This is a genomic window from Pseudomonas helvetica, from assembly GCF_039908645.1.
Taxonomy (GTDB): domain Bacteria; phylum Pseudomonadota; class Gammaproteobacteria; order Pseudomonadales; family Pseudomonadaceae; genus Aquipseudomonas; species Aquipseudomonas helvetica.
The window spans coordinates 1,959,690-1,985,189 of the sequence record NZ_CP150917.1; the positions used below are offsets into that span (position 1 = coordinate 1,959,690).

30 protein-coding genes are annotated in these 25,500 nt (G+C 59.3%); 17 read left to right on the forward strand and 13 right to left on the reverse strand.

The annotated features are described in order from the left end of the window. Window positions 1–227: 227 nt before the first annotated feature. Window positions 228–1,709 (reverse strand): methyl-accepting chemotaxis protein, encoded by a 1,482-nt coding sequence (locus AABM55_RS08890; RefSeq protein WP_054596331.1) that lies wholly within the window; start codon window positions 1,707–1,709, stop codon window positions 228–230. Window positions 1,710–1,818: 109 nt separating this feature from the next. Continuing rightward, window positions 1,819–2,625: a TatD family hydrolase gene (locus AABM55_RS08895; RefSeq protein ID WP_347929353.1), complete on the reverse strand. Its 807-nt coding sequence runs from the start codon at window positions 2,623–2,625 to the stop codon at window positions 1,819–1,821. 234 nt (window positions 2,626–2,859) lie between these two features. On the opposite strand from AABM55_RS08895, the gene AABM55_RS08900 reads away from it, so the two are divergent. From AABM55_RS08900 to AABM55_RS08910, 3 genes are all read left to right on the forward strand, one after another. Then, window positions 2,860–4,281 carry a transglycosylase SLT domain-containing protein gene (locus AABM55_RS08900; protein WP_103315649.1) on the forward strand — a complete coding sequence of 474 codons (1,422 nt, stop codon included), beginning with the start codon at window positions 2,860–2,862 and terminating at the stop codon, window positions 4,279–4,281. Window positions 4,282–4,384: 103 nt separating this feature from the next. Further along, entirely contained in the window at window positions 4,385–4,819 is a 435-nt protein-coding gene (locus tag AABM55_RS08905; protein WP_347929354.1) for a DoxX family protein, read from the forward strand. Between the two features lie 249 nt (window positions 4,820–5,068). After that, on the forward strand, window positions 5,069–5,377 hold the full coding sequence (locus AABM55_RS08910; RefSeq protein ID WP_054596335.1) for a hypothetical protein: 309 nt from the start codon (window positions 5,069–5,071) through the stop codon (window positions 5,375–5,377). A gap of 14 nt (window positions 5,378–5,391) precedes the next feature. On the opposite strand, the gene greB is transcribed toward AABM55_RS08910, so the two are convergent. Genes greB through AABM55_RS08925 form a run of 3 tightly spaced genes read right to left on the reverse strand, consistent with a single transcriptional unit; the run spans window position 5,392 to window position 9,114 of the window. Beyond that, the gene (gene greB / locus AABM55_RS08915) at window positions 5,392–5,889 is read right to left on the reverse strand and encodes a transcription elongation factor GreB (RefSeq protein WP_054596336.1); all 498 of its coding nucleotides are present in this window, start codon (window positions 5,887–5,889) and stop codon (window positions 5,392–5,394) included. Between the two features lie 34 nt (window positions 5,890–5,923). Further along, on the reverse strand, window positions 5,924–8,428 hold the full coding sequence (locus AABM55_RS08920) for an ABC transporter permease (protein WP_347929355.1): 2,505 nt from the start codon (window positions 8,426–8,428) through the stop codon (window positions 5,924–5,926). Then, window positions 8,428–9,114 carry an ABC transporter ATP-binding protein gene (locus AABM55_RS08925; protein ID WP_347929356.1) on the reverse strand — a complete coding sequence of 229 codons (687 nt, stop codon included), beginning with the start codon at window positions 9,112–9,114 and terminating at the stop codon, window positions 8,428–8,430. The genes AABM55_RS08920 and AABM55_RS08925 overlap by 1 nt, the downstream gene beginning before the upstream one ends. 10 nt (window positions 9,115–9,124) lie before the next feature. Here AABM55_RS08925 and AABM55_RS08930 point away from each other — a divergent pair, with 10 nt between their 5' ends. From AABM55_RS08930 to AABM55_RS08940, 3 genes are all read left to right on the forward strand, one after another. After that, window positions 9,125–9,730: an arylesterase gene (locus tag AABM55_RS08930; RefSeq protein WP_347929357.1), complete on the forward strand. Its 606-nt coding sequence runs from the start codon at window positions 9,125–9,127 to the stop codon at window positions 9,728–9,730. A gap of 58 nt (window positions 9,731–9,788) precedes the next feature. After that, window positions 9,789–10,082, forward strand: coding sequence for a hypothetical protein (locus AABM55_RS08935; protein WP_019692935.1), 294 nt, complete (start codon window positions 9,789–9,791; stop codon window positions 10,080–10,082). Between the two features lie 103 nt (window positions 10,083–10,185). Next, on the forward strand, window positions 10,186–11,154 hold the full coding sequence (locus AABM55_RS08940) for a L,D-transpeptidase family protein (RefSeq protein ID WP_054596340.1): 969 nt from the start codon (window positions 10,186–10,188) through the stop codon (window positions 11,152–11,154). A gap of 126 nt (window positions 11,155–11,280) precedes the next feature. Here the strand turns inward: AABM55_RS08940 and oprI are convergent, their stop codons facing one another. Then, window positions 11,281–11,532 carry an outer membrane lipoprotei OprI gene (gene oprI, locus AABM55_RS08945; protein WP_002553018.1) on the reverse strand — a complete coding sequence of 84 codons (252 nt, stop codon included), beginning with the start codon at window positions 11,530–11,532 and terminating at the stop codon, window positions 11,281–11,283. 635 nt (window positions 11,533–12,167) lie between these two features. Between oprI and AABM55_RS08950 the strand changes: the two genes are divergently transcribed. After that, window positions 12,168–12,449 carry a GNAT family N-acetyltransferase gene (locus AABM55_RS08950; RefSeq protein ID WP_019692933.1) on the forward strand — a complete coding sequence of 94 codons (282 nt, stop codon included), beginning with the start codon at window positions 12,168–12,170 and terminating at the stop codon, window positions 12,447–12,449. 63 nt (window positions 12,450–12,512) lie between these two features. Here AABM55_RS08950 and AABM55_RS08955 read toward each other — a convergent pair whose 3' ends face one another. Together AABM55_RS08955 and AABM55_RS08960 are read right to left on the reverse strand one after the other, a co-directional pair. Further along, window positions 12,513–13,589 (reverse strand): 3-deoxy-7-phosphoheptulonate synthase, encoded by a 1,077-nt coding sequence (locus AABM55_RS08955; RefSeq protein ID WP_054596341.1) that lies wholly within the window; start codon window positions 13,587–13,589, stop codon window positions 12,513–12,515. Window positions 13,590–13,732: 143 nt separating this feature from the next. Further along, complete coding sequence (locus AABM55_RS08960) at window positions 13,733–14,164, reverse strand: PilZ domain-containing protein (RefSeq protein ID WP_103315653.1); 432 nt, start codon at window positions 14,162–14,164, stop codon at window positions 13,733–13,735. Between AABM55_RS08960 and AABM55_RS08965 the strand changes: the two genes are divergently transcribed. The 5 genes from AABM55_RS08965 (at window position 14,163) to cysB (ending at window position 18,120) form a co-directional block, all read left to right on the forward strand. Then, complete coding sequence (locus AABM55_RS08965; protein WP_347929358.1) at window positions 14,163–14,549, forward strand: thioredoxin family protein; 387 nt, start codon at window positions 14,163–14,165, stop codon at window positions 14,547–14,549. The two genes, AABM55_RS08960 and AABM55_RS08965, sit on opposite strands and share 2 nt — an antisense overlap. Next, on the forward strand, window positions 14,546–15,508 hold the full coding sequence (locus tag AABM55_RS08970) for a putative 2-dehydropantoate 2-reductase (protein ID WP_347929359.1): 963 nt from the start codon (window positions 14,546–14,548) through the stop codon (window positions 15,506–15,508). The genes AABM55_RS08965 and AABM55_RS08970 overlap by 4 nt, the downstream gene beginning before the upstream one ends. A gap of 24 nt (window positions 15,509–15,532) precedes the next feature. Further along, window positions 15,533–16,438 (forward strand): 5'-nucleotidase, encoded by a 906-nt coding sequence (locus AABM55_RS08975; protein ID WP_347929360.1) that lies wholly within the window; start codon window positions 15,533–15,535, stop codon window positions 16,436–16,438. 93 nt (window positions 16,439–16,531) lie between these two features. Beyond that, a complete protein-coding gene (locus tag AABM55_RS08980) occupies window positions 16,532–17,032 on the forward strand; it encodes a universal stress protein (RefSeq protein WP_054596346.1) in 501 nt (166 codons plus the stop codon). A gap of 113 nt (window positions 17,033–17,145) precedes the next feature. Then, the gene (gene cysB / locus AABM55_RS08985; protein WP_007955684.1) at window positions 17,146–18,120 is read left to right on the forward strand and encodes an HTH-type transcriptional regulator CysB; all 975 of its coding nucleotides are present in this window, start codon (window positions 17,146–17,148) and stop codon (window positions 18,118–18,120) included. Between the two features lie 5 nt (window positions 18,121–18,125). Here cysB and AABM55_RS08990 read toward each other — a convergent pair whose 3' ends face one another. Then, the gene (locus AABM55_RS08990) at window positions 18,126–18,608 is read right to left on the reverse strand and encodes a GreA/GreB family elongation factor (RefSeq protein WP_145017013.1); all 483 of its coding nucleotides are present in this window, start codon (window positions 18,606–18,608) and stop codon (window positions 18,126–18,128) included. Window positions 18,609–18,610: 2 nt separating this feature from the next. Next, window positions 18,611–19,012, reverse strand: coding sequence for a hypothetical protein (locus tag AABM55_RS08995; protein ID WP_347929361.1), 402 nt, complete (start codon window positions 19,010–19,012; stop codon window positions 18,611–18,613). A 122-nt stretch (window positions 19,013–19,134) separates the two neighbouring features. Between AABM55_RS08995 and earP the strand changes: the two genes are divergently transcribed. Next, a complete protein-coding gene (gene earP / locus AABM55_RS09000; protein ID WP_347929362.1) occupies window positions 19,135–20,268 on the forward strand; it encodes an elongation factor P maturation arginine rhamnosyltransferase EarP in 1,134 nt (377 codons plus the stop codon). A gap of 48 nt (window positions 20,269–20,316) precedes the next feature. After that, window positions 20,317–20,886, forward strand: a complete 570-nt coding sequence (locus AABM55_RS09005) for an elongation factor P (RefSeq protein ID WP_007943632.1) — start codon at window positions 20,317–20,319, stop codon at window positions 20,884–20,886. Between the two features lie 77 nt (window positions 20,887–20,963). On the opposite strand, the gene AABM55_RS09010 is transcribed toward AABM55_RS09005, so the two are convergent. Further along, complete coding sequence (locus tag AABM55_RS09010) at window positions 20,964–21,383, reverse strand: organic hydroperoxide resistance protein (RefSeq protein WP_123584054.1); 420 nt, start codon at window positions 21,381–21,383, stop codon at window positions 20,964–20,966. 303 nt (window positions 21,384–21,686) lie between these two features. After that, a complete protein-coding gene (locus AABM55_RS09015) occupies window positions 21,687–22,148 on the reverse strand; it encodes a MarR family winged helix-turn-helix transcriptional regulator (protein ID WP_054596351.1) in 462 nt (153 codons plus the stop codon). A gap of 121 nt (window positions 22,149–22,269) precedes the next feature. Here AABM55_RS09015 and AABM55_RS09020 point away from each other — a divergent pair, with 121 nt between their 5' ends. Beyond that, window positions 22,270–23,004 carry a sulfite exporter TauE/SafE family protein gene (locus AABM55_RS09020; RefSeq protein ID WP_173859977.1) on the forward strand — a complete coding sequence of 245 codons (735 nt, stop codon included), beginning with the start codon at window positions 22,270–22,272 and terminating at the stop codon, window positions 23,002–23,004. Here the strand turns inward: AABM55_RS09020 and AABM55_RS09025 are convergent. Further along, entirely contained in the window at window positions 22,994–23,848 is an 855-nt protein-coding gene (locus AABM55_RS09025) for a LysR substrate-binding domain-containing protein (protein WP_347930008.1), read from the reverse strand. The two genes, AABM55_RS09020 and AABM55_RS09025, sit on opposite strands and share 11 nt — an antisense overlap. A 97-nt stretch (window positions 23,849–23,945) precedes the next feature. Between AABM55_RS09025 and AABM55_RS09030 the strand changes: the two genes are divergently transcribed. Next, on the forward strand, window positions 23,946–24,161 hold the full coding sequence (locus AABM55_RS09030) for a DUF1127 domain-containing protein (protein WP_054598273.1): 216 nt from the start codon (window positions 23,946–23,948) through the stop codon (window positions 24,159–24,161). 64 nt (window positions 24,162–24,225) lie between these two features. After that, entirely contained in the window at window positions 24,226–25,455 is a 1,230-nt protein-coding gene (locus AABM55_RS09035) for a winged helix-turn-helix domain-containing protein (RefSeq protein ID WP_054596354.1), read from the forward strand. Window positions 25,456–25,500 lie beyond the last annotated feature (45 nt).

The following is a 25,500-nucleotide window of genomic DNA, read 5'->3' on the forward strand; positions in this document are numbered from 1 at the left end:
GTGGGGAATCCTCTATCCGTGTTGAACACATGATTGAAGGATAGGTGGGGCGGCGGTCGTCGGCGAATCAAGGTTGGCTATCGGCGCGATAGGTGTCATGGCCAACATTGATGAGATTTGTCCGGCGCTATCGCGGGCAAGCCTTGCTCCTACGAATTTAGACTCGTCCACGCATCGCGCAGTTGGCCCAAAATCTGTAGGAGCAAGGCTTGCCCGCGATGGGCCCCTCAAAGCTTCAGTTGCCCGATCGCCTTGCTCAACTCACCCGCCAGCGTTGCCAGTTCATTGCTGGTGGTCGCCGAATCCACGGTCTGCTGCACGGTGTTCACGGTGACGTCACGGATGCTCACCACTGCGCGGTTCATCTCTTCTGCCACCTGGCTCTGCTGTTCCGCCGCCACGGCAATCTGGGTGTTGCTTTCGCGCATCTGCGCCACTGCGCCGGTGATCTCTGCCAGTGCGGCGCCAGCTTCTTGAGCCTGCTGCACACAGTCATCGGCCTTGAACGAGCTTTCCTGCATGAAGTCCACCGCATCCCGTGTACCGGCTTGCAGCGCCGAGATCATGCTGGTGATTTCATCAGTAGAGGTCTGCACACGCTTGGCCAGATTGCGCACTTCATCGGCGACCACCGCAAAGCCCCGGCCCATTTCCCCGGCGCGTGCGGCTTCGATGGCGGCGTTCAGGGCCAGCAGGTTGGTTTGCTCGGCGATGCTGTGAATCACACTGACCACGCCGTTGATTTTCTGGCTGTCTTCGGCGAGACGCTGAATCATCTCGGCGGTTTGCTGCACCCCGCTGGAGAGTCCGGCGATGGACTGTTGTACCCGGATGACCACTTCCTGGCCGCTGCCGGCTAGGCTGTCGGCGGTTTGCGAGAGGTCGCGAGTGGCGCCGGCATGTTGGGCGATGTGATAGACCGTGGCCGACATCTCATTGATCGCGGTGGCGGCCTGATCGGTTTCGCTTTGTTGGCCGAGCATGCCGTGGCGTACCTCGTTCATGCTGGCGGCCAGACGCGCCGCGCCGATATCCAGTTGGCGGGCAGTATTGGCCACGGTGTTGACCACGCGTTGGTAGCCGGCCTGCATGGCGTTGAAGGCGCTGGCCATCTGGCCCACCTCGTCGGTGCAAGCCAGCGGTACGCGAGCCGACAGGTCGCCGGTTTTTTCGACGTGCAGCATCACGTCCTTGAGGGTGTTGAGCTGGGCGAGCAGAAAACGGATCAACAATTGCGAGGCGCCGAGCATCGCCAGCATCAGGATGAACACGGCTGCCGCATAGTTGGCGAATCGTTCGCCGAACACCTGACTCAAACTCGGGCCATAGGCCAGAACGGCGATCTGCTCGCCGTTGGCACGCGCTAGCACCTCGGCACCGATCAATGGGTTCTCGCCAAACAGCGGCATGTCATTGATGTCGACCCAGCCGTTGGCGTTGTTCAACTCGGGCAATGGCTGTTGGTTCAGCAGGGGGATCTGGCCTTTGCCGAAGCTCAGGAAATGCTCGGCTTCAGGCAAGGCCTGGCCGACCGGCCAGTTGCTGATCAGTCGCGCTTGAGCAACGGCCGACTGCTGTGAGGCCTGGTTGCGCGCTTGTTGCTCCAGTTGCACGGCATACAGCACTAGCAGCAGGGTGGTGACGAAGGCGACCGCGTTGACCGCCCAGAATTTGTATTTCAGCGAAATGTTGCTAAGCCAGGCACCCATGGAGGTCTTCTCTGATAGCGGAAACAGTATTGGCAAGGTGCCAGCATTGTGCCGCTACTCAGCGAAGGGCTTTTTGATGTGGATCAATGATGATCCTGGTGTAGCGGGTTCAATCAACCGACGGCAACCCGAAAAACGCTCGCGCACACGCGGTGCTGTGAGCCGCTACGTCTTCCAGGCTTTCGCCACGATGCAAGGCCACCTCACGCAGCACTTCGGTCAGATACGCCGGTTCATTGCGCCCGTTCTTGGGTTTGGGGCGCAAGCTGCGGGGCAACAGGTACGGCGCGTCGCTTTCGAGCATCAAGCGCCCGCGCGGGATCTCGCGGACCAGCGGGTGCAAGTGAGTGCCGCGACGTTCATCGCAGATCCAGCCGGTGATGCCGATATGCAGGTCGAGGTCCAGGTAGCTGAACAGCGCCCGCTTCTCGCCGGTAAAGCAATGCACCACGGCGGCCGGTAGTTGGTCGCGGTAGTCGCGCAGGATTTCCAGCAGGCGCTGGCTGGCATCGCGTTCATGGAGGAAGACCGGCAGTTGCAGGTCGACGGCCATTGCCAGGTGCTCTTCGAGCACTTTTTCCTGTTGCGGACGCGGCGAGAAGTCACGATTGAAATCCAGCCCGCATTCGCCGACCGCCCGCACGTTTGGTTCCTTGAGCAAGCTGCGCAAGCGCTGAGCGCTGTCGGCATTCCAGTCACTGGCCGAATGCGGGTGGATACCGGCGGTGGAGAACAACCGTTGGCCGGTTTCGTCCAGTTGCTGGCACAACTCCAGGGCCTGTTCACTGCCTTCGACACTGGTGCCGGTCAGTACCAATTGGCAGACGCCAGCGGCATACGCGCGATCGAGTACCGCCTGGTGTTTGTCGGCAAAACTGGGGTTGGTCAGGTTGACGCCGATATCGATGAGTTGCATGGTGTGACCCTAGGCCTGCGGCCGGAAAGCATACCAGAGCTGTAGATTTATAATAAAAACGAAGAACTACAAAGAGTTAAAGCTGTCTTTTGATGCCGGAAGAGAGCTTCGACGAGCCAGATGGCCGTCGCGGCTGCGCTCTTTCGCACTCTGCCAGCGCTCCAGGCGCTCTGTTTCTGTCGACCCACGGCTCGAAATATCGAGACGTTGGACAGTATTCTTTCCGGAGAACGGATGACACGACTCCAGGTTTTGCTAGTGCTGTGCTTGTCGATGCTGCTGCCGATGCCGGCCGTTGCGCGGTTGGCGGGTCCCTTGGAAGCCGTTCAGTCGGGCAAGGTCCGCGATCTGGCGGAAATCCGCGGCAGCCGCGTATTGCGGGTGCTGGTCAATCAGAGCCGGAACAGTTCCGGCGAGGTCCAGGGCCAGGCCATCGGCGTTGAATACCATCGCCTGCGAGCCTTCGAACAGTACCTCAATGGCCATGCCCGTGACGGCCAGGAAATCTCCCTCAAGATCATCCCCAAAGCCAAGGATCAATTGCTCGGCGCGTTACAGCGCGGCGAGGGTGACCTGGTAGCGCCGGGGGAGTTGCTCGATGCGCAGTCCGCACACGCGGTCAGTACCAGCGAGCCGATAGGTGCAAACGTGCCATTGCTGCTGGTGGGGATCAAGGGCGAGCGCCGCTATACCCGGCTTGAACAACTTTCCGGTAAAACCCTGGCGCTGCCCGCCGGTAGCACGGCCGGTGAGGCAATCAACCAGATCAATCAGAAGCTGGCGCTGCACAAACTGCCACCGGTCAAGGTCGAATGGGTCGACCCGAGCCTGGCGGTCGAAGACGTGCTGGAGATGGTGCAGGGCGGGATTTTCCACCTGACCATCGTCGAGCAACCGATTGCCGAGCGCTGGGGCAAGATCCTGCCCAAGCTGCGTTTCGATCGGCAGGTGGTCATCAGCGAGCCGGGCAAGGAGTACTGGTTCGTCCGTCGTGACGCATCGATGTTGCGAGCGAGCATCGATCGCTTCCTGCAAACCTATAAAACCCCGTCCGATGAGGATGTGGCTTTCCTGCGTATTTACCGACGCCTGTATCAGGTTCACTACCCGCTGGATCGCGCTGACCGTCAACGTCTTGAGAAGCTGCGCCCGGTCTTGCAAAAGCACGCCCGAGAACAGGGTATGGACTGGTTGAACCTGGCGGCGCTGGCGTTCAAGGAATCGGCGCTGGAGCCAAGCGCCCGCAGCGGCAGTGGCCCGACCGGGTTGATGCAAATTACCCCGTCGGCGGCGCAGCGGGTCGGGGTCAATAACATTCAGTCCGTGGACAACAATGTGCAGGCCGGGGCCAAGTACCTGGCGCTGATCCGTCGCAAGTTTTTCGCCAGCCCCAAGCTCAATGAGCGTGAGCGCATGGCTTTCGTTCTGGCGGCCTACAACCTTGGGCCGGAACGTGTTCAAGGGATGCGTGCCGAGGCCCGGCGCCGGGGCTTGAACCCCAATCAGTGGTTTTTCCAGGTCGAGCGCATTGCTATGGAGCAGGTGGGAATGGGTCCTGTCAGCTATGTTAATAGTGTGAATAAATACTTTTTGGCATATGACCGGGAGCGGGAGTCATTGGAGCCTCAAGGTCAGAAAGTTGTCTCACGTAAATGATCGACTAAACTGATTGTTATGGCGGGTTTTTTGCGCTTTTAACATTATGTTTACTGATTAATATAGCGGTCAACCAACACACACTTACACTGGATGACATAGCATGAGCACACTGATCAACAAGGTACTGTCCACCCGCGCTGGCTACGGTCTGACCGTTATGCGGATCTTCGTCGGCCTCATCTTCGCGGCCCACGGCTCACAGAAGCTCTTCGGCATGTTCGGCGGTTATGGCATTGCCGGCACCGCGCAGTACATGGAAAGCATCGGCCTGGCACCGGGTCACCTGATGGCGATCCTGGCGGGTGGTACCGAGTTCTTCGCCGGTCTGGCGCTGGTCATCGGTCTGCTGGCACGCCCGGCAGCGCTAGGGCTGGCCTTCCTCTCACTGGTCGCGATTTTCTCGGTGCACATTCACAATGGTTTGTTCATGGCCAACAACGGCTATGAATATGCCCTGACCTTGCTCGGCGTCAGCATCGCCGTACTGATCGAAGGCGCAGGCAAGTTGTCGGTAGATCGTGCCATCAGCGGCTAACCGCTCTGACTCAACCAAAAGACCCGCATTATGCGGGTCTTTTTTTGTTGCGCGAGATTCTTGACACTGTCCTGTCGGCTTCTCTAGGATGCTTGCCATGCGCCGATTTAAACAGCTACTTGCGGGGCGCCAGGTAACTCATCCAGTTGCCGATAGAAGCTTGAAAGAGGCTTCGAAATACCGCTAAAGCGCTGGTTCGGTGTTGCCTCTCACCTGCCATGCAGACTTTTGAGGCCGAGACACGACACGATGAATGCACTACGCCCCCCAGTACGTCCTGCGCCGATTACGGCACACCCGACCCAGCGCAATCCAAAAATCCTCCTTGGCGGTAATCATCAGCCGACCCTGTTGCGTTATCTCGATGGCTGGCCACGTCGTACCGGCGGCCCTGCAGCGTTCCTGATCCAGTTTGTCGAAGACGGCGAATCGCTGGCGCGCTTTGCCAGCGACAGCTTCGATCTGGCGGTGATCCAGTCGCCCAGCGCCGAAGACGCGCCCGAAGTGATCAGGCAACTGACGCGTGTTGCGCGCCAAGGGTTGATTACCCGTCGCTGAGGTCTTGCCGAGATTCAGGGATAGTCGATTGCGACGATATACACGAACTGCTCGCCAGTAGGCGTCTGAACCTGGACTTCGGCATCCAGCGCTTTGCCGATCAAGGCCCGCGCCAGCGGTGAATCGATGCTGATCAGACCTAGCTTGAGATCAAGTTCATCCGGGCCGACGATGCGATAGCGCGACTCTTTGCCGTGTTCATCTTCGATGGTCACCCAGGCCCCAAAGTAGACCTTGTTCGGGTCACTGGGTTTTTCGCTGACAACCTTGAGCGCTTCCAGCCGCTTGGTGAGAAACCGCACGCGGCTGTCGATCTCGCGCAGCATCTTTTTGCCGTAGGTGTACTCGGCGTTTTCAGAGCGGTCGCCCTGCGCAGCCGCCTCGCTGACCGATTGGGTCACCTGGGGGCGGCGTACATGCCAGAGCTCATGGAACTCGGCACGCATCCGCGCTTCGCCCTCAGGCGTGATGAGGGCGGTGCCGGCGGTGCGAGGAGGGCGATAGCGGCTCATTGCGGTTTCTTTTGGTCAGGAGGCATCAAGTTTATCAACCCTCGCGCAAGACTGTCAGGGGGCTGGCATTCAGCGCCCGACGAGTGCCGAACACGCCCGCACCGCCGATCAGCAATGCCCCAATCACCGGCAACCACAGCAGCCACGGATGCGGATGCCAGGCCAGATCGAACGCATAGCGGTAAAGCACCAGGCTCACCAGTTCCGAGCCCAGCGCCGCGAGCAAACCGCTGACGGCTCCGAGCAAGCCGAACTCGATCCGCCGCGCCTTGACCAGCAACTGCCGTTCGGCGCCCAGCGCACGTAGCAATGCACCTTGGCGAATGCGCTCGTCGAGTGTCGCCTGCAAGCCGGAAAACAGCACTGCCATGCCGGCCGCGAGCACGAACAACAACACGTACTCGACCGCCAGCGTGACTTGCTCAAGGATGCTGCGCAGCTGCGCCAGCAAGGCTTCGACCTGCAGAATGGTCACCGCCGGGAACGCTCGCGCCAGGTCGATGATTTGTTGGTCATGACCTGCCGCCAGGTAAAAACTGGTCAGGTAAGTAGCCGGCAGGTCTTTCAAGGTGCCGGGCTGGAAGATCATGAAGAAGTTCGGCTGGAAGTTGTCCCAGTTGATCTTGCGCAAGCTGGTGACCTGCACCTCGCGGTTGACCCCGCCGATGCTGAAAACCAGATGATCGCCGAGCTTGAGCTTCAGGCTCTCGGCCACTTTGCCTTCCACCGAAACACCGGGTACATCGCCTGACGGCTGCGCAGACCACCAGCTACCAGCCGTGATGCTGTTGCCGGCGGGCAGGTCGGCAGCCCAGGTCAGGCTCAGATCGCGCTGGATGGCCCGATCACCTTCGGTGTCCTTGCTGACGATGCCTTGCACCGGTTCGCCGTTGATGCTGATCAGCCGTCCCGGCACCACCGGGTACAGTGGCGCCGATTGCGCGGAGAGTTCGATCAGCCGATCAGTGAAGGCCTGTTTGTCGGCGGGCAAAATATTCAGTGCGAAGTAGTTGGGGGCGTTTTTTGGCAACTGGTTTTGCCAGGTATCCAGCAATTCACCGCGCAACAGGGCGATCAGCGCCATCGACAATAGAATCAAGCCGAAGGCCAGCGATTGTCCCGCCGCCGCCAATGGGTGACGCAGCAATTGGCCCAGACCCAGCCGCCACGGCAAGGACGCACGGGCCAACAGGCGCCGCAGGCTGTTGAGTACCAGCAGCAACAGGCCGCCGAGGACCAGTGCGGCGATGACACCGCCACCGAGCAGGGCGAAGGTCAGCAGCAGGTCCAGGCTCAAGCGCCACATGATCAGGCCCAAGGCTGCCAGTGCGGTGCCGTAAACCATCCAGGTGCTGGAAGGGATTGGCAGTATGTCGCGGCGCAGTACCCGCAGCGGTGGTACGCGACCCAGTGCCGCCAGTGGCGGCAGGGCGAATCCGGCGAGTGCTACCAGTCCGGTGCCGATCCCGGCGACGGCCGGCAGCAGCCCGCCTGGCGGTACATCGCTGGGCAGCAATTCACCCAGCAAGGCGAACAACCCCAGCTGCGCGAGCCAGCCGAGGAGGGCGCCGCTGAGGCTGGCCAGCAGGCCGAGTACAGTCAGTTGTACGCTGAACAGCAGCAGGGTTTCCCGACGCGATAAACCCAGGCAGCGCAGCAGCGCGCTGGCGTCGAAGCGGCGGGTGGCGAATCGGGTCGCCGAGAGCGCCACGGCAACGCCGGACAACAGCACGGCGACCAGGCTGGCCATGTTCAAGTAACGTTCGGCTTTGCCCAGCGCACCGCCGATTTGCCGGTTGCCATCGCGGGCGTCCTGCAGGCGCTGGTTGGCGGCCAGCCCCGGTTTGATCAGCTCTCGATAGGTTTCCAGGGCCGGTGCCGTGCCGCGCCAGAGTTCGTGGTAACTGACCCGGCTGCCGGGCTGGACCACACCGGTGGCCGCCAGGTCGGCGAGATTGATCATCACTCGGGGCGTGAGGCTGTAGAAATTGCCGGCACGGTCCGGTTCATAGGTCAGCACGCGAGTCAGGTGCAGGGTTTTCATGCCGACGTCGATGGTGTCACCGACCTTCAGATTCAGTGCCGTCAGCAGGCGCGCTTCGGCCCAGGCTTCGCCCGGTTTCGGACTTCCACCGGCCTCTTCGGGAGCGAACGGCGCGGGCGCGCTTTTCAGTTGGCCGCGTAATGGATAGACCCCGTCGACCGCTTTGATGCTCGACAGCTGAATGCCGTTGTCGGTGGCGATGACGCTGGAAAACTCCACCACTTGCGCGTGTTGCAGCCCCAGCTCCTTGCCGGATTGAATTTGTTCCGGGCGCGCGGGCGAGCTGCCTTCCAGCAGCATATCCGCCCCCAGAAACTCGGTGGCGCGCAGCAGCATGGCGCCGTTCAGGCGGGCACCGAAATAGCCGATGGCGGTACTCGCCGCCACGGCGACCAACAGGGCGAAGAACAACACCCGCAGTTCTCCGGCGCGGGCATCGCGCAGCAATTGGCGAATGGCGAGACTGAACAGGCGCAATAGCGGCAAACGTACCATCAAGGCTCCAGAGGGGCGACGACCAACAGGCCGGCTTCAAGGCGGATCAGACGGTGGCAACGGTGTGCCAGGCGTTCGTCGTGGGTCACCAGGACCAGCGTCGTGCCGCTTTCTTTATTGAGTTCAAAGAGCAGGTCGCTGATGTGCTCGCCAGTGTGCGTGTCGAGGTTGCCGGTAGGTTCGTCGGCAAACAGCACGTCGGGTTCGGCGGCAAATGCCCGGGCGATCGCCACGCGCTGTTGTTCGCCACCGGAAAGCTGGCGCGGCGAATGGTTCAGGCGTTGGCCCAGGCCAACGCGGCGCAGCAGTTCGGTGGCGCGTTCGCGGGCGTCTTTGCGGCCGTCCAGCTCGAGTGGCAACATGACGTTTTCCAGGGCGTTGAGGCTGTCGAGCAACTGGAACGACTGGAACACGAAGCCGACGTGCTCGGCGCGTATCCGCGCGCGCTGGTCTTCATCCAGATTGCTCAGGGCTTGCCCGGCAAGGGTGACTTCGCCGCTGCTGGGCAGGTCGAGACCCGCCAGCAAACCCAGCAGGGTAGATTTGCCGGAGCCGGAACTGCCGACGATCGCCAGGCTGTCGCCCTTGTTCAGTTCCAGGTTGAGTTCGTGCAGGATGGTCAGTTCACCTTCCGCGCTGGGAACCACTTTGCTAAGGTTCCGCGCAGTGAGAATGCTTGCGCCCATGGAGAGTCCGATGCGTGTGTGGTTTTTGAGTGCTGGCCTGGCCTTGATGTGCATGGCCCAGAACGCAGCGGCGGGTACAGTCCTGATCGTTGGCGATAGTATCAGCGCAGCTTTCGGCCTGGATACCCGGCAAGGGTGGGTGTCGTTGCTCGAGCAGCGGCTCAAGCACGAAGGTTTCACCGAGACGGTGGTCAATGCGTCCATCAGTGGCGACACCAGTGCCGGTGGCCAGGCACGCCTGCCGGCGTTGCTTGTGGAGCATAAGCCTGAGGTGGTGATTCTCGAGTTGGGGGGCAACGACGGGCTGCGCGGATTGCTGCCAACGCAATTGCAACAAAATCTTGCGTCGATGATCGACAACGCCAGGGCCAGCGGTGCCAGGGTGCTGCTGCTGGGTATGCAATTGCCACCCAATTATGGGGTGCGCTACACCGAGGCGTTCGCGAAGGTCTACAGCGATCTGGCCGAGGAGAAAAAAATCCCGTTGGTGCCGTTTTTCCTGCAGGGAATCGGCGGGAATCCCGAGCTGATGCAGGCCGATGGCATTCATCCGGCGGTCGCGGCACAGGGCAAGTTGCTGGAAAATGTCTGGCCTACGCTAAAACCGCTGTTATGACGCTTTTCTAGCGGCAGTCTTTCGGCTAATGTGGCGCCCCCCTGATTTGGAGCCCCCGATGCCGCGTCCTGCCTGGTCCCTGTTTGCCTACCAACTGATCGAGCCTGACGAACAGCTGGATCTGTTCGCCTGCCAGGAAGTCCGGGTGCATCTGGTGACGCGTCAACTGGAGTTGGGTGGCTCGGCCGACCGTACCCTGTGCGGCACTTTGCTGCCGGCACAACCGCGCTGGTCGAGCGTCGACCGGACGGTGTTTCAGGACCAGCGACTGTGCTCGCTATGCCGGGCGATCCTGGAATCGCAAAAGCGCGGCACATCGCCGATCTGGCCCGAGTTGCGCTTCGAGCTGTAAAGCCCTCAAAGGGTAGTCCATCGACCCGGCTCCCCGAATTCGGGGGCTTCGGTGTACAATCTTGCCCCCATACCCTCTGTTGATCATACGAAGGATGTTCCGGATGCTGCCGCGCTTTCCTGCCGTCACCCGCTACTTGTCTCTTGCCGCCTTGTGTGTAGCGGGTCCCGTTGCAGCATTGGAGCTGCCTTTACCGCCGCCGGGCGAAGATATCGTCGGCCAGGTGCAAACGGTCAAAGCCAAGTACGAAGACACCTTTGCCGATCTGGGCACCACCTACGATCTGGGCTACCTGGAAATGGTCGCCGCCAACCCGGGCGTCGATCCGTGGTTGCCGGGTGCAGGTACCGAAGTCGTACTGCCAACACGCTTCATCCTGCCACCAGGCCCGCGTGAAGGCATCGTGATCAACCTGGCCGAGTATCGCCTCTACTACTACCCCAAAGGCCGGAACGTGGTGTACACCTTCCCGCTGGGTATTGGTCGTGAAGGCTGGGGCTCACCCATCGCCCACACCAGCATCACTGCCAAAACACCGAACCCGACCTGGACCCCTCCAGCCTCGATCAAGGCCGAACACGCCGCCGATGGCGATCCGCTGCCAAACGTCGTGCCGGCCGGCCCGGACAACCCGCTGGGGCCGTTCAAGTTCACGTTGGGCACACCGGGCTACCTGATTCACGGTTCGAACAAGAAGTTCGGTATCGGCATGCGTACCAGCCATGGCTGCTTCCGCATGTTCAACAACAATGTGCTGGAAATGGCCGGCATGGTGCCGGTGGGAACGTCGGTGCGGATCCTCAACGACCCGTACAAGTTCGGCATGAGTGGCGGCAAGGTTTACCTGGAGGCGCATACGCCGCTGGACGACACTGGCAACCCGTCGGTGGTCGACAAGCACACCGCGGTGATCAACGCTTTGCTCAAGCGTGAAGACCTGGCCAAGAACCTGCGCATGAACTGGGATGTGGTGCGCGACGTGGTCGCCGCTGAAGATGGTATGCCGGTGGAAATCGCTGTACCGAATACCTCCGCGCCTGTGGCGTCGGCTGTACCGATCGATCTGCAGTAAGCGCTTCAAACGACCCGCCGGGGCCTCACAGCGTCGGCGGGTTTTTTATTGCCCTCGGCAAAATCGGGGCAATAAAAAAAGCCGACCCAAAAAATGGATCGGCTTGATAACAGTCCCGAGGGACTATTACTTGCGGCTAGCTTTGTCCAGCATGCGCAGAGCACGCTCGTTAGCTTCGTCAGCAGTCTGTTGTGCTTTTTGAGCAGCAGCCAGAGCTTCATCAGCTTTACGGTAGGCTTCGTCTGCACGAGCCTGGGAGCGAGCTGCTGCGTCTTCAGTAGCAGTCAGACGTGCTTCGGTTTCTTTCGATACGCTGCTGCAACCGGTAGCCAGAACTGCGGCCAGAGCCAGAGCAGAGAATTTCAGAACGTTGTTCATCGTGTTCCCCTTCAAGGACTTTCTATTAAGTAGCTGTCTCCTCAGAGTGAGGAAATAGCCGGCATACATACTACCCATTACTTGTAGTAAGTAAACTGACGTAGCGCAAGAAGCAAAAAAAATTGTAGGCGCGGAATCTTTTTCGAGCAACTTTTAATCGTGTTGTATAAAAATTAGTCAGCTGGGAAGCCCGCCCTGAGCGACCTGCTTGTATAGCTGACAGACGAATATGACTGTTTCACGCTCTAGAGCCCAAGTCGCTCTATATCGATTCGTCTACACTTTTGTTCAGAATTTGCGGAGCGGCTCACGCCTCTTTGTGCATCTAGAGGTGACTTTAACAAGGCCGGTTCGTCTTAAGTCTCAACATCCGGCAATGTTCAGGCTATCGACCAGGGGAGATGTTCGGTCGAGCCGCCACTACGTGCCCTGCGCTGGACCGACGCAATCGACATGATGACAAGTGCGCCTTGAGCATTTCAGCCTTTGGTGACTACTATTCGAAATGTGTCCGGTTGCGCGAGATGGCTGCAGTTCCTCTCGGTGTCCAAACAGACACGGGGTGGCGTAGAGGTTCCTTCGCCGGGAAAACATCGGTAAGGTAGGGGTCAGTTCAAGACCCGCGAGGAGTAGTGATGAGCGAGGCGTTGTCCATCCACCATGACCAGGCTGGTCATCAGTTCGAGACCAATGTGGACGGTCATCGTGCCTACCTGACCTATATGGATCTGGGGAAACAGACCTTGGATATCTATCGTACTTTCGTGCCCAACGCGCTGCGTGGTCGCGGTATTGCGGCGGCGTTGACCGAACAGGCGCTGCAGTACGCCGAGGAAATGGGCTACACAGTCATTCCGTCGTGTTCCTACGTGGAGCGCTACATGGAGCGTCACCAGCGGCATGCGGCCAAGCTCTGAGCAGGATCACCGAATAAAAAAACGCCGGGCTAAGCCCGGCGTTTTTGTGTGCGCTGAATGCAGTCAGGTGCGCTGACGTTTCGGCAGCACATCCTTGAGCTTGGCATGCATGCTGCGCAAGGTGTTTTCGGTCGCTGTCCAATCGATGCAGGCGTCGGTGATCGACACGCCGTATTGCAACTCGGCGAGGTCTTTCGGAATCGCCTGGCAACCCCAGTTCAAATGGCTTTCGACCATCAGGCCGATGATCGACTGGTTGCCTTCGAGGATCTGGTTGGCGACGTTCTCCATCACCAGTGGTTGCAGCGCCGGGTCCTTGTTGGAGTTGGCGTGGCTGCAGTCGACCATGATGTTCGGCTTGATCTTCGCCTTGTTCAGCGCTTGCTCGCAGAGTGCGACGCTGACCGAATCGTAGTTCGGCTTGCCGTTGCCGCCGCGCAGTACTACGTGACCGTAGGCATTGCCCTTGGTGGTGACGATCGAGACGCCACCTTCCTGGTTGATCCCCAGGAAGCGGTGCGGGCTGGAAACCGATTGCAGGGCGTTGATGGCAACCGTCAGGCCACCGTCGGTGCCGTTCTTGAAGCCGACTGCCGAGGAAAGGCCCGAAGCCATTTCACGGTGCGTCTGGGATTCGGTGGTGCGTGCGCCAATCGCCGACCAGCTGATCAGGTCCTGCAGGTACTGTGGCGAGATCGGGTCAAGGGCTTCGGTCGCCGTCGGCAGGCCCATTTCGGCCAGGTCCAGCAGCAACTGACGACCAATGTGCAAGCCATCCTGAATCTTGAACGAGTCATCCAGGTACGGGTCGTTGATCAGGCCTTTCCAGCCGACAGTGGTACGAGGCTTCTCGAAATAGACCCGCATGACCAGATACAGGGTATCGGACACTTCAGCGGCGAGTACCTTGAGGCGCTCGGCATATTCGTGTGCAGCCTTGATGTCGTGGATCGAGCAAGGCCCGATGACGACGAACAGGCGGTGGTCGGTGCCATCCAGGATATTGCGAATGACTTCGCGGCCCTTGGTCACGGTGCGCAGGGCAGCATCGCTCAGGGGGATATCACGCTTGAGCTGGTCAGGAGTGATCAGCGTCTCGTTGGAGGCGACGTTTAGGTCATTGATCGGTAAATCAGCCATCGTGTTACTCGTCAGGTCACGGGTGCCGGCCGCCAGCGATCCCCGCGCGGCGGAGCACAGCATGATTTAAGCGCAGCGGGGAGCCGAACCTTAGCGCGTTACGCGGTGGCTCGACAATGGGCAGGCGCGGGTTTATCCAGCGTTTACTGCGCAAAGGCCTGTCGAACGGTCTCGTGAGAGTACTCGGTGGCATGCTGGTCGAGCCATTTTAGGGCCAGCGCATCGACGCCTTGCTGTTCAACCTGGGGCTTTTGCTGACGGCAAAAACGTTCAATCTGGCAGACTTGCTCGCCCATCCGCGCTTTAAACAGGGTCTGTTCATCAATGAATGCGATGCCGACCAGATAACCGTGCTTTCGTCGCAGGCACCAGGCCACGTAGCCCAGATAACAGACATTTTCGCTCAGGGTCGGCATTCGCACTTCCAGTGCCGTTCCTTTGCGCCAGGCGCGGTGGTAATTGCAAGCCACGCCTCCGAGACTGATAGTGTGCAGTTCTTGCCGAGAAATACACTGATGCTTGCGCAACGTTAACTCGACAGGCACATCGTCAGGATGAGGAATAAAGCGCCCCATGAACACAGACTCCAAGTGTCGGTCTTTCGACAGTGCTTCACCCAGTATAGTTGTCGAATGCGAGCTGACTGATTTCGATGCCGACCAGCGGCTGTTGGCGATGAGTGGTGTGTCGCTGGTGATTTTTACCAGCGTCGGCTGTTCCAGTTGCCGTTGGGCGCGCCAGCAGTTGCCGGAACTGGAGCTTGGAGTCGATCAGCTGTGCTGGATCGACGCGGGGAACAACGGTGGTGTGGTGGAGCGTTATCAGGTCTTTCATTTGCCCGCGTTGTTTGTCGTGCGCGATGGCGAGTTTTATGGGGCGTTACAGTCGCGCCTGGCCCGCACCGAACTGAATGCTGCGCTGGGGCAGGCGCTGAGTCGAAATCCAGAGGAGTTGCCATGACGGGCACTGCAGTTGAAAAGCCGAGAATCGGCATTATCGGCACCGGAGCAATCGGTGGCTTTTACGGTGTGATGCTGGCGCGGGCCGGGTTCGATGTGCACTTTCTGTTGCGCAGCGAGTTTTCAGCGGTCGCTGAGTGCGGCCTGCAACTCAACAGCGCGCCCTATGGTGCATTGACCTTGAATCCGGTTCAGGCGTATTCGTCGGCCGACGATATGCCGCTGTGCGACTGGTTGCTGGTCGGCGCGAAAACCACCAGCAACGCCGAGCTTGCACCGGCGATCATCAAGGCCGCGGCGCCGGGGGCGAAGGTCCTGTTGCTGCAAAATGGCCTGGATGTCGAAGACAGCCTGCGCGATCTGTTACCCGACTCACTGCACTTGTTGGGTGGGCTGTGCTTTATCTGCGTGCATCGTTCGGGGCCCGGAGTGATCGAACATCAGGCACTCGGTGCGGTGAACGTGGGTTATCACAGCGGACCGGCGCTTGATGACGAGACGGCGCGTCAGGCGATTGTCGAGCAAGGGGCAGGGTTGTTTCGTACCGCCGGTCTTGAATCGCAGGCGATGAGCAACCTTCAGCAGGCGCGCTGGCAAAAACTGGTCTGGAATGTTCCTTACAACGGTTTATCGGTCTTGCTCGGCGCGAGCACGACACCGCTGATGACTGATGACAGCAGCCGTGAACTGATTCAGGCATTGATGGCCGAAGTGGTGAAGGGCGCACTTGCCTGTGGCCACAGCATGCCGCCGGGGTATGCCGAGCACCTGTTCAAGGTCACCGAAAAAATGCCCGACTACTGGCCGAGCATGTACCACGACTACCAGCATAAACGGCCACTGGAACTGGCTGCGATTTATGCGCGGCCACTGGCAGCCGCCAAGGCCGCCGGTTGCGAGTTGCCGAAAATCGAGGCCTTGTATCAGGCCCTGGATTTTATCGATCGGCATAACGGTTAAGTCGTTTCACCTGGGGGGAGCAGCATGGCAAAAGGGATAGGCGATAAATTGGTGCTGGCGATTTCTTCGCGAGCGCTGTTCGATCTGAGCGAAAGCCACAAGCTCTATCTGGCGAGTGGCGTCGAGGCTTATCGGCAGTATCAGATCGAGCACGAAGACGAAATCCTCGAGCCGGGTGATGCGTTCCCTCTGGTGCAAAAACTGTTGAACCTCAATACCAGCCTCGGTCGGTCGCGGGTCGAGGTGGTGCTGGTGTCACGCAATAGTGCAGACACCGGTTTGCGAGTCTTCAACTCGATTCACCATTACGGGCTGACGATTTCCCGCGCGGCGTTTGTCGGCGGGCGCAGTCCATATCCGTACCTGAAGGCCTTCGGCTGCGATCTGTTTCTCTCCACCCACGCCGATGACGTGCGCAGCGCACTCGATGCCGGCTTCGCCGCGGCGACGATTCTGTCCGGTGGTGCGAGCCGCGCCGCCAGCGAAGAGTTGCGCATCGCCTTCGATGGCGACGCCGTGCTGTTTTCCGATGAGTCGGAGCGGGTTTATCAGTCGGGTGGCCTCGAGGCCTTTCAGGCCAACGAGCGTGAAGCCGCTCGCGAGCCGTTGCGCGGAGGTCCGTTCAAAGGTTTTCTGGCCGCGCTCAATCTGTTGCAGCGCGAGTTTCCTGATGACAGTTGCCCGATCCGCACAGCACTGGTGACCGCGCGTTCGGCACCGGCTCACGAGCGGGTAATCCGTACCTTGCGCGAGTGGGATATTCGACTCGACGAATCGCTGTTTCTCGGCGGGCTGGCGAAATCGGCGTTTCTTGAAGCCTTCGCCGCCGACGTTTTTTTCGACGACCAGGCAGGTCATTGCGAGTTGGCGCGTGAGGTGGTCGCCACCGGCCACGTCCCTCACGGTGTCAGTAATGAACTGAAGATTTAAGCCCAACGTTCAATGCCTTGCGCAGAACGTCGTATCGCTGTGGCGCTGCTAAGCTGAATTAATCGCCGCCATCTTTGCATTCGAGGAGATCAAATGATCCATTCGATGCTGTATGCCACTGACCTCGGCCTGTACGCACCCTTTGTGATGCAGCATGCGTTGGCATTGGCACGAACATTCAAAGCCGATCTGTATGTGGTGCACGCCGTTGAGCCTATGGGGCTTTTTGCCGAATCGGTGTTGCAGAGCTATCTCGATGAGCAAGCCTTGAATGAATTTCACAGCCAGGGTTTGAACACGGTGATGGCCAATATCGAGCAGCGGGTATTCGACAGCTTTCGCGAAGAGTTGGGGGAGGGGCAGCAGGACCTGGAGCTGATTCAATCGGTCAGAGTATTTCAGGGTGACCCGTCGCAGGTCATTCTTGATCAGGCACAGAAACTCTCGGTGGATTTGTTGATCCTAGGAAGTCACAGCCATGGGGCCGGTGGAGAAACACCGTTGGGACGGACTGCTGCGCGTGTGCTGCAGTTGTCGCACGTGCCGGTTTACCTGGTGCCATTGTCGCAGCGTCGGCGTCACGGCGATATTTAAGGCGAGAATGCTGGCCTTTTGATGAAAAAGTTCTAGATTTATTCTTCAAACCATTAATATAGTTATATACCGTCGCTGATGCCCGTGGCGTCTATCTGCTTTGAGGGATTCATATGAAGCTTCAACAATTGCGCTACATCTGGGAAGTGGCGCACCACGACCTCAACGTTTCCGCAACGGCCCAAAGCCTGTACACCTCGCAGCCGGGCATCAGCAAGCAGATCCGTCTGCTGGAAGACGAATTGGGTGTCGAGGTTTTCGCGCGCAGCGGCAAACACCTGACCCGAGTGACCCCGGCCGGTGAGCGAATCATCACCACGGCTGGCGAAATTCTGCGCAAGGTCGAAAGCATCAAGCAGATCGCTCAGGAGTTCTCCAACGAGAAGAAAGGCACCCTGTCGATTGCCACCACCCACACCCAGGCACGTTATGCACTGCCACCGGTGATCAGCAATTTCATCAAGCAATACCCGGACGTTGCCCTGCACATGCACCAGGGTTCGCCGATGCAGATCGCTGAAATGGCCGCTGACGGCACCGTGGATTTTGCCATCGCCACCGAAGCGCTGGAGCTGTTCGGCGATCTGGTGATGATGCCGTGCTACCGCTGGAACCGTTGCGTAGTCGTGCCGCAAGGTCACCCGCTGACCAAGCTGCCGAAGCTGACCCTCGAAGCCCTGGCTGAATACCCGATCGTGACGTACGTGTTCGGTTTCACCGGTCGCTCGAAACTCGACGAAGCCTTCAGCCATCGCGGCCTGACCCCGAAAGTGGTGTTCACCGCCGCCGACGCCGACGTGATCAAGACTTATGTTCGCTTGGGTCTGGGTGTCGGGATCGTGGCGAAAATGGCCGTCGATACCAAACTCGACAACGACCTGGTGGTGCTCGACGCCAGCGAACTGTTCGAATCCAGCGTGACCAAAATCGGTTTCCGTCGCGGGACGTTCCTGCGTGGCTTCATGTGCGACTTCATCGAGAAGTTCGCCCCGCACCTGACTCGCGAAGTCATGGCCAAAGCCATCCAGTGCCACAACAAGCAGGAACTGGAAGAGCTGTTCGAAGGCGTTGAACTACCGGTTCATTGAACTGACTAGACGACCTCGGTGACAGCGAACTGTTGCCGAGTGCCCGCCACCACGATCTCCACCTCATCGCCCTCGAACTTGCCCAGCAAACTTTTGCCCAGCGGTGAGCGCGGGGTGATGACGGTAATCAGTTGCCCCACCAGATCAACCTTCAAGCCGGCCGCATCGGGCGCCAGGAACAGCCACTGTTCGCGCCCCTTTTCGTCTTCCAGGCCCAACAGCGCACCGACTTCAATCCCGCGCTGGTCGTCATAAGCGCGCAATGTCAGGTTCTGGCACAGTGCCAGTGACTGGCGGATTTCCTCCACCCGTTTGGCCTGTCCAGCTGCCAGATAAGACGCTTCCAGTCCCAGGGTGTCGTACTTGTTCTCGGCGATGTTTTCTTCGTGAGTCGCGGTTTCGTATGCGGTTTGCGCTGCGCGCTCGGCGATGTCGAGATCGACCGCAAGCTTTTCCAGAATCAGTTGGTGGACCGTGTGTTTGTTCATGATCAATCGCAGAATTGCTGGACGTTGGCGCGGCTTTTTTCGCTGGGGGCGGTTTGGTCTTGCTGCATCCAGAACTGGCATTTCGGGTTGGACAGGTTACGGGTATTGCTGCGTGCCTGATCGAGCGTTTGCTGTTGCGCCTGTTTGCGCAGGTTTTCCTTGTACTGCTCGAACATCTGATTCTCGGGTGCCGGTTCAACCGCCGCAGGCTTGGGTTGTGCTATTCGATGCGCCGCATCGGCAAGCGGGGCGAGTTGTTCGCTGAACAGCAGTTTCGACGCCAGCCAGCAGGTCAGCGCGATGGCCAAAAAACCCAGCCACAAACCCACGGCGATGCTGGCAATCAGTTGCAATGGGCTGAGTGTGATGGACACCGTGCGGCGAACGTGTGGACGGTAGGGCATGGCTGCTTCCTGGCGAGGGTGGTGGGCTGCGGCGATTGTCGCATGAAGATTAATCGGCGTCGGCTCTTCTGCGCGCAACGATTTATGCGGACAATTAAGTTCTTTGCCCCACGGAGCCTGGAATGAAAGTCGACTGGGATATTTTCTGCACGGTCGTCGACAACTACGGCGACATCGGCGTGACCTGGCGTCTGGCCCGACAATTGGTGGCCGAACATCACTGCGCAGTACGGCTGTGGGTCGATGACCTGCGGGCCTTCGAGCGCTTGTGCCCGGAACTCGACATCAGTGCTGCCCGGCAGTGGCAGCAAGGCGTCGAGGTCTGCCATTGGCCGGCCGACTGGGCGCCGACAGAGGCCGCCGATGTGGTGATCGCTGCATTCGCCTGCCAGTTGCCGCATGCCTATATGGAGGCAATGGCCGCGCGCGAAAAGACTCCGCTGTGGATGAACCTCGATTATTTGAGCGCCGAAGACTGGATCGTCGGCTGTCATGGCTTGCCGTCGGTGAAGTACAAACAGGTGCAGAAGTACTTCTTCTTCCCGGGGTTTCAGGCAGGTACCGGCGGTTTGCTGCGCGAGCGCGGGTTGCTGGAGCGGCGCGAGCAGTTTCAACACAGCACTGAGGCTCAGCGCGAATTCCTGCAAGGGCTGGGCGTCGATCGCGCCGAAGGTACGCGGCTGATTTCGTTATTCGCCTACGAGAATGCCGGATTGGCCGATTGGCTGGACGTCATGGCGAGCGACGTTCATGGCACTCATCTGCTGGTACCCGAGGGCCGGATTCTGGGCGACGTCAAGCGCTGGCTGGGCGTTGAAGGGCTTGGTGTCGGCGCATTACAGGTGCGCGGGGCGTTGACCGTGCAGGTGTTGCCGTTCGTCCGACAGGATCAATATGACCTGCTGCTGTGGTGTTGTGATTTCAATGCGGTGCGTGGAGAGGACTCGTTCGTCCGCGCGCAATGGGCGGCCCGGCCAATGCTGTGGCATATTTATCAACAGGAAGAAGATGTCCACCTGGACAAACTCGAAGCCTTTCTGACGCTGTACACCGCAGGCCTTTCTCCGGCGGCAAAAGCCGCGCTCGTCGGATTATGGCGAGCCTGGAACACGGGCGCTGGAATGGCTCAGGCATGGGTTGCGACACAGGAACACTGGCCAGAACTGCAAAAGCACGCTCAGGCATGGTGTCTGGATCAGGCTTTGCAGGCCGATCTTGCCACGGCGCTGGTACAGTTTTATGTAAATTGGATATGATACGCGGCCTAGATTTTTGTAAATCCCATCCAAATTCGGATATTCGCAATGAAAACTGGTAAAGAACTGAAACCCGGTACGGTGATCCGTCTCGAAAACGACCCTTGGCTGGTTCAGAAAGCTGAATTCACCAAGTCCGGTCGTAACAGCGCGATCATGAAGACCAAGCTGAAAAACCTGCTGACCGGTTACAAGACCGAGATCGTTTACAGCGCTGACGACAAACTGGACGACGTAATCCTCGACCGCAAAGAAGCGACCCTGTCGTTCATCAGCGGCGACACCTACACGTTCATGGACACCACCGACTACACCATGTACGAGCTGAACGCTGAAGACATCGAAGCTGTTCTGCCTTTCGTTGAAGAAGGCATGACCGATGTTTGCGAAGCGATCTTCTTCGAAGAGCGTCTGGTTTCCGTAGAACTGCCGACCACTATCGTGCGTCAGGTTGACTACACCGAAGGTTCCGCTCGCGGCGACACTTCCGGCAAGGTGATGAAGCCTGCCAAACTGAAGAACGGTACCGAACTGTCGGTTGCCGACTTCATCGAAATCGGCGACATGATCGAGATCGATACCCGCGAAGGCGGTTCTTACAAAGGCCGCGCTAAATAAGCGCAGTTTTTTGCAGGAAAGAAAAAGCCCGACCATCGAGTCGGGCTTTTTTGTGCGCGTCTGTTGGGTGCGAACACTCAGACAGTGACGTGCAGGCGAACGTCTACATTGCCGCGCGTGGCGTTGGAGTACGGGCAGACCTGGTGCGCGGCGTCGACCAGCGATTGCGCGTCGGCCTGTTCCAGGCCTGGCAGGCTGACGTGCAGGTCGATGTCGAGACCGAAACCACCTGGAATCTGGCCAATGCCGACGTGAGCGGTGATCGAGGCATCATCAGGGATTTTGCGCTTGGTCTGGCTGGCGACGAATTTCAGTGCGCCAATGAAGCATGCGGAGTAACCGGCCGCGAACAGTTGCTCAGGGTTGGTCGCCGCACCGCCGGCACCGCCGAGTTCTTTTGGCGTGGCGAGCTTGACGTCGAGGATGTTGTCGCTGGAAACGGCGCGACCATCACGGCCACCGGTAGCGGTTGCAACTGCGGTATAGAGAGTTTGCATGGTATGGGCCTCGTTCGAATTTGATTTTGCGCTAAAGGTTTGCGCGCTAAGTAATTGCGAAATAAATGTAGCTCGCGAATGTTTTGCGCGCAAGATAATTTTTAAAAATGTTTGTCGAAGGCAGACTGGCAAGTGGATACATGCGCCTGGAAGTATTGAGCTAGAGGTGCTGGCGGGGGATATGTGAGGAGAGAGATTTTTATCTCAAGGCAGCCGTCTTCGCGGGCAAGCCCTGCTCCTACAAACCTGTAGGAGCAGGGCTTGCCCGCGATGAACGATGACGCGGTAGCTCAGGCAGCCCGCTCAGAGGCTCTCTTGCAGATGACTGCGCAGATTTTGCAGATCGGCCTGCAGTTTGCGCATTTGTTCCAGGGTCTGGCCGCTGGCGCCGAGGATGCACGGCGGAATCTCTCTGGCTTTTTCCCGCAGGGCGCGACCTTGTTCGGTCAGCTCGACAATCACCACGCGTTCATCTTCGCGGCTGCGGGTGCGGCTCAGCAGGCCTTCGGCTTCCAGGCGTTTGAGCAGTGGCGTCAGGGAGCCGGGATCGGTCAGCAGGCGCGTGCTGATTTCGCCGACGGTCAGCCCGTCGCGCTCCCACAGCACCATCATTGCCAGGTATTGCGGATAGGTCAGGCCCAGTGCTTGCAACAAGGGTTTGTAGACCTTGGTCATCAGCAGTGAGGTTGAGTGCAGGGCAAAGCACAGCTGGTTATCCAGCAGCAGGTTGTCGCAGTTGTCCGGGGTGTTGCGTTGGGTGTTCATGTCTAAACCTTGATCATTCATCGTCATGAATTTAGCGGTCGAGTCTTTAATGCGCCAGATAATTTTTGGTTTAGGATGCGAGGCCTGATTTGAGAGGGAGTCGTCAGTGATTGAGTTAGTCATGTATCTGGTGCTCGGCGCTGCGCTGGGCACTGTCGGCGGTGTGTTCGGGATTGGCGGTGGTTTGATCGCGATTCCCGCGTTGGGCGTGTTGTTCGGTCTGGATCAGCAAATTGCCCAGGGCACGGCGCTGGTCATGGTGGTGCCTAACGTGATGCTGGCGCTGTGGCGCTATCATCAGCGCAATCGCATCGAACTGCGCCACGCATTGCCGCTGGCTTCGATGGGCTTCTGCTTTGCCTGGATCGGCTCGATCTGGGCGGTGGGCATTGATGCACAGCTGATGCGCATCGGTTTTGTAGCGTTCCTGATCGCCTTGTCGGCCTACAACTTGTTGCGCATGTTCATGGCCACTGCGCCGGCTGCCTCGCAGATGCGTTACTCGTGGCCTTGGCTGGGTGTGTTGGGCGCAGCTTCGGGGACCATGGGCGGGTTATTCGGCGTGGGCGGCGCGGTGGTGGCGACGCCGGTGCTCACCAGCCTGTTCGGCACCACGCAAGTGGTGGCTCAAGGGTTGTCATTGGCGCTGGCGTTGCCCAGCACCGGCGTCACGCTGGTGACTTACGCGCTCCATCATCAAGTGAACTGGAGCATCGCACTGCCGATGGCCGTCGGCGGTTTGCTCAGCATCAGCTGGGGCGTGAAGATCGCCCACGCCATGCCGGAGCGTTTGCTGCGCGGGTTGTTCTGCGCCTTTCTGGTGCTCTGCGCGGTGATGCTCGCCTTTAAAGTTTGAAGCCTTCGACAATGTGCTCCGCCAGGCATTCGGTGATGGGTGAAGGGTTGTTCAGGTTGCGCACCAGCATGATGCTGGCTTCGGGCAACAAGGGCAGGCCTTCAGCCTCGCCGAGGATGCGCATGTCCTGGGTGATCAGGCTTTCCAGTTGCGCGGTGACCGCCAGCCCGGCGCTGACCACCGCCATGATCGCCGACAGGCTCGAACTGTTGTAGGCGATCCGGTACTCGCGCCCGGAAGCGTCTAGCGCATTGCAGGCCCAAAGCCTGCAAAAACAATCACTGTTGAACATCGCCAGAGGCAGCGGCGTCTGCTCGTTGGGGCTGAAGCACTGCGCCTGCGCCCAGACAAATCGTTCCTTGCGCAGCAGTTGGCCGATCTCGCTGCCGGGTTCACGGGTGACGATCGACAGGTCCAGGTCCTGACGCAGCAGTAACTGCTTGGATGACTCGCAATGGACCTCGATCTGGATCAGCGGATAGGCCTGGGCAAAGCGCGAGAGGATGCCCGGCAAGAAACGCATGACATAGTCATCCGGGGTGCCGATGCGCACCGTGCCGACCATGTGTGGCTCACGCAGGGTGTTGAACACTTCGCTGTGGAGTTTCAGGATCCGCCGGGCATAACCGAGCAACACCTGACCCTCGGCGGTCAGCTTCACCTGACGGCCGTCGCGCTGAAACAACTGGCGTTGCAGCACATCCTCTTCCAGCCGTTTCATCTGCATGCTCACCGCCGATTGCGTGCGATTGACCAGCTCGCCAGCGCGGGTGAAGCCACCCTGGTCGGCAATGGCAACGAAGGTACGCAGGACTTCCGTATCGATACTCAGGTAGAGGCTCAATTCATCAATCTCCGAGATGTATTGCATAAGAAACATTCGTTGGATTGATCTTAGCTCCGGCGCGAGACTTCAGTCATCTACAACGGAGGGCAAGATGATGAAAGGTCAAAAAGGTTATGTGCTGGTTGGAAAGTTTCACGGGTTTTCCCTGGGCCATTGGCTGGAAAAAATCGTCCGCTGGCATGAACTTCATCGTGAGCGCGCTTTGCTGGCGAGCATGAGTGATGAGGCGCTCAAGGATATCGGTATCAGCCGCGCCGATGTCGAGCATGAAGTCGTCCGGCCATTCTGGGATGACCCGATGCACAAATGAGTACCGAACCGCTACACAAGCAGCTTCAGACTGAGGTAGTTTGCGAGCAGACAAGGAGATGCACATGCCCGCAGAACTGTCCTTATCCCTCAAACAGGCTCGGCGTCTGGCACTGGCCGCCCAGGGTTTCACCGGGCGCCAGCCGCCAGCGGCGGTCAAGCCCGCTCAGCTCAACCGCCTGATCGAACGCTTGGGTATTCTGCAAATCGATTCGGTCAACGCACTGGTGCGCTCGCACTATCTTCCGCTGTTCTCGCGTCTTGGCAACTACTCCGCCGACTTGCTCGACCAGGCCGCCTGGAGCCAGGGCCGACGGCGTACGTTGTTCGAGTATTGGGGGCATGAAGCGTCGTTGTTGCCGCTGTCGATGTATCCCTTGATGCGTTGGCGCATGCAGCGCGCGGCGCAAGGCGAGGGGATCTATCAGCAACTGGCGCGATTCGGTCGCGAACAGCAAGAGACCATTCGCCGCGTCCTGGCTTCAGTCCAGGAGCTGGGTGCACTCGGCGCTGGCAGTTTGTCGACGCGCCAGGAGCGGGCCGGTCCGTGGTGGGATTGGAGCGCTGAAAAGCATGCACTGGAATGGTTGTTCGCTGCCGGCGAAGTGACGGTGGCTGGGCGTCGCGGCTTTGAGCGTCTTTACGACTTGCCGGAACGGGTGATTCCCGAATCGATACTCAAGCAACCGCTGCTCGGCGAAACCGAGGCGCAACGCGGATTGCTGTTGCATGCAGCCAATGCGTTGGGTGTCGGCACGGAAAAGGATCTGCGCGACTATTTTCGTTTGGGTCTGACCGAGTGCCGCAACGGCCTGGCCGAGCTGGTTGAAAATGGTGAGTTGCTGGTGTGCGGGGTGCAGGGCTGGAAGCAACCGGCATACTGCCTGCCGGAGCCAAAAGTGCCGCGTAAGGTTGAAGCCAGTGCGTTGCTTTCACCGTTTGATTCGTTGATCTGGGAACGCAGTCGAACCGAGCGGTTGTTCGATTTTCGTTATCGACTGGAAATCTACACGCCACCAGACAAGCGGGTTTACGGCTATTACGTGCTGCCGTTTTTGCACAACGAGCGGATTGCCGCGCGGGTCGATCTTCGAGCGGAACGGGCGTTGGGTCGATTGGCAGTGCATGCGGTGCACGAAGAAGAGCAAGGCCTGGATGAGCAGGGGATGCAGGCGTTGGCGGCGAATCTTCGGCAGATGGCCGATTGGTTGGGGTTGGAGCAGATTCAGCTCAATTGCCCGCGGACCAGTGCGGCGCGGTTGCGGGTGGCGTTGACGCAGATTGGCGGTGCCTGAGCTGACGCCTTCGCGAGCAAGCCTGGCTCCTACGGGTTAGGGTTG

Coding starts and splice junctions, on each gene's coding strand:
- AABM55_RS08960 (WP_103315653.1), bottom strand. CDS start 14,164: ATGGGGCGCTTTATTCCTCATCCTGACGATGTGCCTGTCGAGTTAACG.
- AABM55_RS08895 (WP_347929353.1), bottom strand. CDS start 2,625: ATGCAACTCATCGATATCGGCGTCAACCTGACCAACCCCAGTTTTGCC.
- AABM55_RS08990 (WP_145017013.1), bottom strand. CDS start 18,608: ATGAACAAACACACGGTCCACCAACTGATTCTGGAAAAGCTTGCGGTC.
- AABM55_RS09035 (WP_054596354.1), top strand. CDS start 24,226: ATGCCCGCAGAACTGTCCTTATCCCTCAAACAGGCTCGGCGTCTGGCA.
- AABM55_RS08925 (WP_347929356.1), bottom strand. CDS start 9,114: ATGGGCGCAAGCATTCTCACTGCGCGGAACCTTAGCAAAGTGGTTCCC.
- AABM55_RS09010 (WP_123584054.1), bottom strand. CDS start 21,383: ATGCAAACTCTCTATACCGCAGTTGCAACCGCTACCGGTGGCCGTGAT.
- oprI (WP_002553018.1), bottom strand. CDS start 11,532: ATGAACAACGTTCTGAAATTCTCTGCTCTGGCTCTGGCCGCAGTTCTG.
- AABM55_RS08920 (WP_347929355.1), bottom strand. CDS start 8,428: ATGGTACGTTTGCCGCTATTGCGCCTGTTCAGTCTCGCCATTCGCCAA.
- AABM55_RS09030 (WP_054598273.1), top strand. CDS start 23,946: ATGAAAGGTCAAAAAGGTTATGTGCTGGTTGGAAAGTTTCACGGGTTT.
- AABM55_RS08955 (WP_054596341.1), bottom strand. CDS start 13,589: ATGGCTGATTTACCGATCAATGACCTAAACGTCGCCTCCAACGAGACG.
- AABM55_RS09005 (WP_007943632.1), top strand. CDS start 20,317: ATGAAAACTGGTAAAGAACTGAAACCCGGTACGGTGATCCGTCTCGAA.
- AABM55_RS08905 (WP_347929354.1), top strand. CDS start 4,385: ATGAGCACACTGATCAACAAGGTACTGTCCACCCGCGCTGGCTACGGT.
- earP (WP_347929362.1), top strand. CDS start 19,135: ATGAAAGTCGACTGGGATATTTTCTGCACGGTCGTCGACAACTACGGC.
- greB (WP_054596336.1), bottom strand. CDS start 5,889: ATGAGCCGCTATCGCCCTCCTCGCACCGCCGGCACCGCCCTCATCACG.
- AABM55_RS08910 (WP_054596335.1), top strand. CDS start 5,069: ATGAATGCACTACGCCCCCCAGTACGTCCTGCGCCGATTACGGCACAC.
- cysB (WP_007955684.1), top strand. CDS start 17,146: ATGAAGCTTCAACAATTGCGCTACATCTGGGAAGTGGCGCACCACGAC.
- AABM55_RS08995 (WP_347929361.1), bottom strand. CDS start 19,012: ATGCCCTACCGTCCACACGTTCGCCGCACGGTGTCCATCACACTCAGC.
- AABM55_RS08980 (WP_054596346.1), top strand. CDS start 16,532: ATGATCCATTCGATGCTGTATGCCACTGACCTCGGCCTGTACGCACCC.
- AABM55_RS08890 (WP_054596331.1), bottom strand. CDS start 1,709: ATGGGTGCCTGGCTTAGCAACATTTCGCTGAAATACAAATTCTGGGCG.
- AABM55_RS08930 (WP_347929357.1), top strand. CDS start 9,125: ATGCGTGTGTGGTTTTTGAGTGCTGGCCTGGCCTTGATGTGCATGGCC.
- AABM55_RS08900 (WP_103315649.1), top strand. CDS start 2,860: ATGACACGACTCCAGGTTTTGCTAGTGCTGTGCTTGTCGATGCTGCTG.
- AABM55_RS08940 (WP_054596340.1), top strand. CDS start 10,186: ATGCTGCCGCGCTTTCCTGCCGTCACCCGCTACTTGTCTCTTGCCGCC.
- AABM55_RS08935 (WP_019692935.1), top strand. CDS start 9,789: ATGCCGCGTCCTGCCTGGTCCCTGTTTGCCTACCAACTGATCGAGCCT.
- AABM55_RS08975 (WP_347929360.1), top strand. CDS start 15,533: ATGGCAAAAGGGATAGGCGATAAATTGGTGCTGGCGATTTCTTCGCGA.
- AABM55_RS09015 (WP_054596351.1), bottom strand. CDS start 22,148: ATGAACACCCAACGCAACACCCCGGACAACTGCGACAACCTGCTGCTG.
- AABM55_RS08950 (WP_019692933.1), top strand. CDS start 12,168: ATGAGCGAGGCGTTGTCCATCCACCATGACCAGGCTGGTCATCAGTTC.
- AABM55_RS08965 (WP_347929358.1), top strand. CDS start 14,163: ATGAACACAGACTCCAAGTGTCGGTCTTTCGACAGTGCTTCACCCAGT.
- AABM55_RS09020 (WP_173859977.1), top strand. CDS start 22,270: ATGTATCTGGTGCTCGGCGCTGCGCTGGGCACTGTCGGCGGTGTGTTC.
- AABM55_RS08970 (WP_347929359.1), top strand. CDS start 14,546: ATGACGGGCACTGCAGTTGAAAAGCCGAGAATCGGCATTATCGGCACC.